Genomic DNA, 7226 nt, shown 5'->3' with positions numbered 1-7226 from the left:
GTTCAAAATAGCCAGCTATCTGAAAAAAAAACCAGATAGCGGGCCATTCGTCGTGCGTACCGAGAAGGTGCGCTTTTTTATATTTCGGGCTTACGTTCAACTCATACAGCAAGAGACCTACCTAGTCCTAGGCGCTCGAGTTCACATAAACTCCTATTAGAGACAAATATGGCGTGGTATTACTCGCAATGGGGGAAAGAAAAACATGAGTGGTCAGGCAGTTCAAATCTATCTATTTATTCAGCCATGTGTAGAGAGGCTCGACAAGCTCATTATGATGAAGTAGAACTTAAAGCAAGAGCAGAAAGAGATAGGATTATACAAACGTGTAATAATTGGAAAAGTTTTATTCTATAGTTTCATTTGCTATTAAATTTTTGAATCATAACTACAAATCTATATGCAAAAACAGGGCTACCACAAATTTGTGGCAGCCCTATTGTTATGGGAGGAATGCCATTATAAAAATAATTAAAATTCCAGTAAAAAAATAAATCCGCTCCATACAACCCAAGAGAAGAGTTTAAACAAGGTGATCCATATTGATCCCCTCATATGGAATGAACGAACTGGCAACCTTGTAGGTGGTCATCAAAGGTTTAATGTATTTTATTAAAGGAAGTTATAGATGATAGTGGGTTTGGCAAGAAAGTTATTTTCGAGTTGAACTTTTTCTCAAGGTATCAATTTCATTGACAATTTGTTTAGCTCTTTCTATATGGGTAGAATTAATTGAAGGATAAGAATGTGGATACAACATTATCTTTCTTGTACGTTTCGTTATAAATTTAGTGTTCTCTAAAGCTAATAAAATTAAAGTCAACATACTAAATATAATGGGTAAAGTATACACATAATTTACATCTTGGATAGTTGTATTAATAAAATCGAATATTTGTTCGAAAAACCAATTATATCCTTCAGTTTCAATATTATTTCCATCAGGAGAATAAAATTTTCCTATTGTATTAATTAGTATGGTTGTAAAAACGCTAAGATGAGCTAATATATCTTTCCTTTTTGAAAGTTCTCTCTTATTTATATAGTGCTTATTAAAAACTATTAAGGTTAGTATGTATGTACTTAGAATAGTTAATACAGGAGGCGTTAAAAATACAAATGTTGTTCCTAACAGAATTATAGGATAATCATCAATATATTTTGTATGAATGAAAACACAAATGGTGAAATAAAGGAGAAAGAATATTATACAAGAAAGGATTATCAATAAATAGAAGTTTATTTTTTATTTGTTTTTGTGACTTCTTTATACATTATTTTGTAACCTCTTCCAAATTATTTTATGTTTTCATTATATACCAATGAGTTTTTGTGAAGGGAAAATATTTTAATAAATTATTTTTGGAGGTGGTGGTGATTATGAGATATGGCTAGAGCTAGAGATCCAAAACGTGACAAAGCCTACGAACTATATAAAGCGTCAAATGGTGATATAAAACTAAAAGATATTGCAGGACAATTAGGTATCGCAGAAGGTACGGTTCGTGGGTGGAAGAACAAAGACAAATGGGATGAAAAATTAGAAGCAGAATCGAATGGAACGTTCCAATCAAAACAGCCGAAAAATACGGAACGTTCCGTAAAAAAGAAACCGAAGCGGAGCGACGTTAAACCAGAAGCGGAATCGCAAGCAACTGTACAGTTTGAAATCGTCCAGAGTGACGGTCTCAACGATAAGCAGTTGCTTTTTTGTATGTATTACGTTAAATACTTCAATGCTACGAAAGCTTATCAAAAAGCCTATCAATGTGATTATATAACCGCTAACCGAAATGCTTATCGCATGATGGTAAATGAAGGTATAAAAGAAGAAATCATTCGATTAAAACAGCAGCTTCTGGATTATCAAGGCGAGGAAATGACATATCAACGTACATATGTCCACTTGAAGAATGCTGATGATGTTGATGGAACAATCGTAAGCGAAGTAAAAAAGGGTAAAGATGGTGTCAGTGTAAAGCTTGTAGATAAGATGGCAGCCCTCGCGATGTTATCAAAATACACAGATTTATTAAATGATGAGCAGCTAAAGCGATTACGTGAAGAAAAGTTAAAAGTAGATATTGTAAAAGCACGTTCTGAAATAAAAGGTGCGGTGGTCGTAACACCACAGGCGTTGATTTAAGTAATTTAACACTGGAGGAGTTGAGAACGATTGCTAATTCTAAGCGATGAGGAAATGAGCGCATTGAAAAACGAAGCGGACAAAGAATTAGCGCGCCGCTTCTATCGTGATTATGTTGAATACGTACATCATGGTCATTACGAGCATTATCGACACACTGAATTAATTTGTGATGTGCTTCAATGTGTTGCCGATGGTGAACAATTATCCATACTAATAGAGATGCCCCCACGACATGGGAAAAGTATGACGGTAACAGAATCGCTTCCGTCTTTTTATTTGGGCAAAAATCCTGATAAGCGGGTAATTGCTGCTGCTTATTCGGATGGATTGGCAACTAAATTTGGTCGTCTAAATCGTAATAAGTTCAATGAGTTTTCGCATGATCTATTTAATGTAGAGTTATCTGAATCCAATGCAGCCACAAAGGATTGGGGAATCCAAGACAGACGGGGCGGTATGATTTCTACTGGTATAGGTGGTTCCATTACAGGTCAAGGTGCCGATTTAATGATAATAGATGACCCAATCAAAAACATGAAAGAAGCTATGTCACAAACGATACGTGACAGCATTTGGGATGAGTGGGAGGCAACATTATCAACTCGTTTACATGATGGTGCGTCCGTTATTGTTATCATGACACGATGGCATGAGGACGATCTTATAGGTCGTTTGCTGGCACGTAGCCCTCGTAAATGGATTCGTTTACGTTTACCTGCTATAGCGGAGGATGAAAATGATTTATTAGGCAGAGAAATAGGTGTGAGCCATTATGTCCGGAGCTTGGCTTTGATAAGCAATGGGCAAAGGATAAAAAGGCAGAGGTTGGTTCTAGAACATGGGCTTCTCTTTTCCAACAAAGACCCGCTCCTGCAGGTGGTAATATCTTTAAACGTGAATGGATTCGCTATTACGTGCGTACAGAGGAACAGAAACGAGAATGGGGCTTAAGTGACAATGTGATTGTATTACCTATCTATTTCGACAAAGAAGTACAGTCATGGGATTGTACTTTCAAAGCAACAGATACAAGCGACTTTGTAGCAGGTGGTGTATGGTCAAGGAAGAAAGCACAGTATTTTTTACTTGACCAACATCATGCACGTATGGGCTTTGCGGATACATTAAAAGCCATTGAAGCGATGTCTGATAAATGGCCTCAAGCGCGAAGTAAGTACATTGAGGACAAAGCAAACGGTTCAGCAGTAATTGAAATGCTGCAGAAGAAAATCTCCGGCATTATCCCGGTTAATCCTGATGGAGGGAAAGAAGCAAGAGCACACGCTGTATCACCGTTATTTGAAGCGGGTAACGTGTACCTCCCACATCCAAATATGTGTCGTTGGGTGAATGATGTAATAGAAGAGCTTGTATCGTTCCCTAAAGCTACTCATGATGATTTGGTAGATATGACTACACAAGCATTGAATCAACTATATACAAACAATACAAATCCGCTTGATAGATTTAGAAAATGGGCGGGTTTTTAGGTGGTGATGAATATTGAGTCTGCTTGAACAGGCTAGGCAGTATAAAGAGGACTTTATGCAAGGGCATGGCAAAGCGAGTGCAAAGGATAAACTTACTCGGCAAGTACCAGGTGTGCGCCGTAAACTGACACATGCAGAAATATCAGGTCTGTATGCAGATAATCCAATTGTACAAAATATTGTTGATATTCCAGCCGAGGATATGACAAGACACTGGTTTACATTACGTATGAAAGATGAGCAACTTGCTCGAGATATTATGGGGCGGTTGGCAGACCTTAAAGCAAAAGAGGCCTTCAAGAACATGAGGATGTATGAGCGTATGCGTGGTGATGGTTTTATCTCGCTGGGTGTCACTCAAAAGAGTAAATTCGACTTGCAGGATCCGTTAAAGTTGGAGAATTTAAAATCAGTTGATTACTTACATCCGTTTTCGAGTATGAAAGTAAGTGAGTTATTAATTAATGATGATGTCTTTGATAACAACTATGGAAAGTTGGAAAATTTACGGATTAATCGTGCATCTCGGAGCGGTATACAAGCCGTAGAAACAGAATCTCTTGTACATTACTCACGTGTATTACATGACCAAACGAGGCGATTAGAGGACGAAGAACAGGGCATGTCGCTGTTAGAGACACTATATGATGCTATTACTGTGCTTGATACTTCCTTGTGGTCTGTGGGTCAGATACTACATGATTTCACATTCAAAGTGTATCAATCTAAAGATGTGGAAAACTTAACAAAAGAGGATAAACGAGAGCTTAGTATGATTATGGATTTCATGTTTCGTACAGAAGCATTAGCAATTATTAGAGCAGAGGAAACTCTGACCAAGCAAACAACACCTGTATCCGGACTTAAAGACTTACTTGATTTCGTATGGGAATATATAGCCGCTTCTGCTCGAATGCCTAAGAGCGTCATTAAAGGACAAGAAGCTGGTACGTTGACAGGGGCGCAATATGATGTGATGAATTACTATGCACGTATTACCTCGGCACAAGAAAATGAGCAAAAGCCGCTTCTTGAACAGCTTATCCGCATGTTGTTGTGGGCTGAAAATGAACCAGGTGGACGCATCGATCCAGATAAACTTGAATGGGAAATTAAATTCAATCCGCTTTGGTCTGTCGATTGGAAAACAGATGCAGAGATCCGGAAAATTGTTGCTGAAACTGACCAAATTTACATTTCTAATGGTGTTATAGCAGATCAATTAAAATTAGCTGTAAAAACAGAAACAAATCCATTTGGAGAAATTTCAAAAGAACAGTATAAAGAAATTACTGGGCAAGAATTTAAAACGCAAGTAGAAGCTTAGTGTTATTTTTATTGTCTAAAATCCCCAAAAATTTCTTTTACAGTTTATTTTTAAAAAAATGTAAAATTTGCTCCTTTTTACATCTTGATATAGACACATAATTTCCTAATTGGTACACTATTTGTAAATTATATCGAGGGGTTTTTACACCTATGCAGATACCCGAATCAATACAACCATCAATCTTTTATGTTACATTTGCTTATTTTATTTTTTTAATCCTATTTGTTTTTTTTAGAGTTGTTGTTTTTAACTTTTCTCTAAAAAAGATTAAACGCCCACTAAGTATGGCTTACGACATTTCTCTTTTCGTCATTACAACAATTTGGTTACTTTATCTACATTTACAAGACTTTATTTATTACGGATACGATTCTCCTACGTTATTATTAGCCGGCTCAGCTTATTTATTTTCAATTTTAGATTTCATGTACAACTATATTTTATATAAAAAAATAAAATCCACGAGTTTATAAACTTGTGGATACGCTTGGGAATTTGCCTTTCACAGATAAATGGTGGGGGGCTTTTATATTGGGAAAAAGGAAGGTGTTATATGAAAACAGACACACTATATACATCACTTGTAGGCGGCTCAATGGCATGGGTCGCTTATTTTTTTGGTGGCGTTGACCATCTAATAAAAGCGTTAGCTATATTTATGACTATCGACTACACACTAGGATTTATGGTGAGCTTAGTCTTTAAAAAAACTGAAAGCAAAAAAATGTTTAAAGGCTTAATCAAAAAAACAGCTATGGGTTTAATGGTTATTGCTGCCGTGCAATTTGATACAGCAACAGAAAGTGGAAACTTCATGCGAAATGCTATGATTCTCTTTTTAATTGGCATGGAAGGTATAAGCATGATTGAAAACTTAGGTAAGCTTGGCATTCGTGTTCCAAAATTCTTAGCGAATGCCTTATCGCAATTACAAATGGAAAACGATGATAAAAAGGGTGATAAACAATGACCAACCTAACAACAACATGCCGAGATCTTGCTGAACTATTACCTGCAGCACAAACAGCTTGCCGACTTTTGTTCCAGGAGTGTTTTAAAGCGGGCATTAAAAATATCTTCATTACCGAAACATATCGCTCACAGGAACGCCAGAATTACCTATATGCTCAGGGGCGTACTAGACCTGGGCAAATTGTTACCTGGATACTAGACAGTAATCACAAATCACGCCTAGCTTGGGATATTGCTGTTGGTCCATCTCAATCCTTATATGATGTAAATACTTTAAACAGAGTAGGTGCCTATAGCTAAAAAGCTAGGTATTACGTGGGGTGGCGATTGGGTAGGTAGTATTGATCGACCACATTTCGAGGTTAAAGCAAACTGGAAAATGCCTGTAGGTTATAAGTTAGAGGGCAAATTGAACGTGCCTACTAATAGTAAAGGACAAGTACAACTAATCGTAGAGGATAAAAAGGAGGAAATCAAAATGACTCAAACATGGAATCCAGGTTCACCAGCAATGAAAACTGAAACAGAAAACTTTATTGCACAGGCGGTTAAAGATGGCATTATTCAGGAATCACATTTAAAGGAGTTACAAAATGGTACAATGACCACTGATCGTTTAATTGGGTTGTATATTACGATTCAGCAGCGTAGAAGTAATAAATAATAGTTGAAAACAATGCGGTAACTGTTATATTTTTAATCATAAAAAAACTAAAGCTCAGGTATCCACAAAATGAAGGTACCTAAGCTTTTACTAATTTTTTCTTGATAAGTTTAGTTTCATTCCGTCCTTCCTTCTGTAAACGTAGCCGATAGCCAAAGGTACTGATATTACTAAAAATATTAAAGTTATAATTGCACTCGTCATTGGCTCCAGTATACTATTAAAATCATCTCAACCACAAAAATCACGATTGCTATGTAAATTACAATTTTAGGTAAATCATTTTCATCTTCAATTTTATTTTGGAAGTTGTTTTCGGGTGTAACAATCAATTCTATTATTGTATTAGTATCTTCTTTAATAGAATTACAATACTCACATATCTCAACAACAGACCCATCTCTATGTACTTTTTTATATGAATCATTTGCTAAACAATTAGGACAACTCAAATTCAATCTTCTCCTTCACATCTAGTCTACTATTTCCCATTCTAGGAAATTTATTTTTAATTGTATACAAAAATTAGGGCTCAACACCAAAATCTGTTCTTGCTAAAAAAGAATACAAAAAAACATCTGTATCCGCTAGAGTTGAGAGTACGACCAAACAACACAGCGA

8 protein-coding genes are annotated in these 7226 nt (G+C 36.2%); 7 read left to right on the top strand and 1 reads right to left on the bottom strand.

Annotated elements, in window-relative coordinates:
* Positions 1-1387 precede the first annotated feature (1387 nt).
* The 7 genes from ACQKIM_RS27370 to ACQKIM_RS27340 all read left to right on the top strand — a co-directional run bounded on the left by ACQKIM_RS27370 (position 1388) and on the right by ACQKIM_RS27340 (position 6605).
* Positions 1388-2146 (top strand): terminase small subunit, encoded by a 759-nt coding sequence (locus ACQKIM_RS27370; RefSeq protein ID WP_427550010.1) that lies wholly within the window; start codon positions 1388-1390, stop codon positions 2144-2146.
* 30 nt (positions 2147-2176) lie between these two features.
* The gene (locus tag ACQKIM_RS27365) at positions 2177-3100 is read left to right on the top strand and encodes a terminase large subunit domain-containing protein (RefSeq protein WP_427550008.1); all 924 of its coding nucleotides are present in this window, start codon (positions 2177-2179) and stop codon (positions 3098-3100) included.
* The gene (gene terL / locus ACQKIM_RS27360) at positions 3064-3639 is read left to right on the top strand and encodes a phage terminase large subunit (RefSeq protein ID WP_427550006.1); all 576 of its coding nucleotides are present in this window, start codon (positions 3064-3066) and stop codon (positions 3637-3639) included. Before ACQKIM_RS27365 ends, terL begins: the two co-directional genes overlap by 37 nt.
* A 13-nt stretch (positions 3640-3652) precedes the next feature.
* Complete coding sequence (locus ACQKIM_RS27355; protein ID WP_427550004.1) at positions 3653-4966, top strand: anti-CBASS protein Acb1 family protein; 1314 nt, start codon at positions 3653-3655, stop codon at positions 4964-4966.
* Positions 4967-5522: 556 nt separating this feature from the next.
* Positions 5523-5939, top strand: a complete 417-nt coding sequence (locus tag ACQKIM_RS27350; RefSeq protein WP_427550002.1) for a phage holin family protein — start codon at positions 5523-5525, stop codon at positions 5937-5939.
* Entirely contained in the window at positions 5936-6241 is a 306-nt protein-coding gene (locus ACQKIM_RS27345) for a M15 family metallopeptidase (protein ID WP_427549999.1), read from the top strand. Before ACQKIM_RS27350 ends, ACQKIM_RS27345 begins: the two co-directional genes overlap by 4 nt.
* Complete coding sequence (locus ACQKIM_RS27340) at positions 6228-6605, top strand: M15 family metallopeptidase (RefSeq protein WP_427549997.1); 378 nt, start codon at positions 6228-6230, stop codon at positions 6603-6605. Before ACQKIM_RS27345 ends, ACQKIM_RS27340 begins: the two co-directional genes overlap by 14 nt.
* Before the next feature lie 200 nt (positions 6606-6805).
* Here the strand turns inward: ACQKIM_RS27340 and ACQKIM_RS27335 are convergent, their stop codons facing one another.
* Positions 6806-7057 (bottom strand): hypothetical protein, encoded by a 252-nt coding sequence (locus ACQKIM_RS27335; RefSeq protein ID WP_427549994.1) that lies wholly within the window; start codon positions 7055-7057, stop codon positions 6806-6808.
* Between the last annotated feature and the right edge of the window lie 169 nt (positions 7058-7226).

The sequence above is a fragment of the Lysinibacillus sp. NPDC047702 genome (genome assembly GCF_050272555.1).
In the GTDB taxonomy this organism is placed as follows: domain Bacteria; phylum Bacillota; class Bacilli; order Bacillales_A; family Planococcaceae; genus Lysinibacillus.
Note: the sequence above shows the minus strand (reverse complement) of the source record. Positions and strands in the feature narration are given on the sequence as shown.

Excerpts from the sequence above, each read along its gene's own strand:
- ACQKIM_RS27350 (WP_427550002.1), top strand. The coding sequence starts at position 5,523 with ATGAAAACAGACACACTATATACATCACTTGTAGGCGGCTCAATGGCA.
- ACQKIM_RS27370 (WP_427550010.1), top strand. The coding sequence starts at position 1,388 with ATGGCTAGAGCTAGAGATCCAAAACGTGACAAAGCCTACGAACTATAT.
- ACQKIM_RS27345 (WP_427549999.1), top strand. The coding sequence starts at position 5,936 with ATGACCAACCTAACAACAACATGCCGAGATCTTGCTGAACTATTACCT.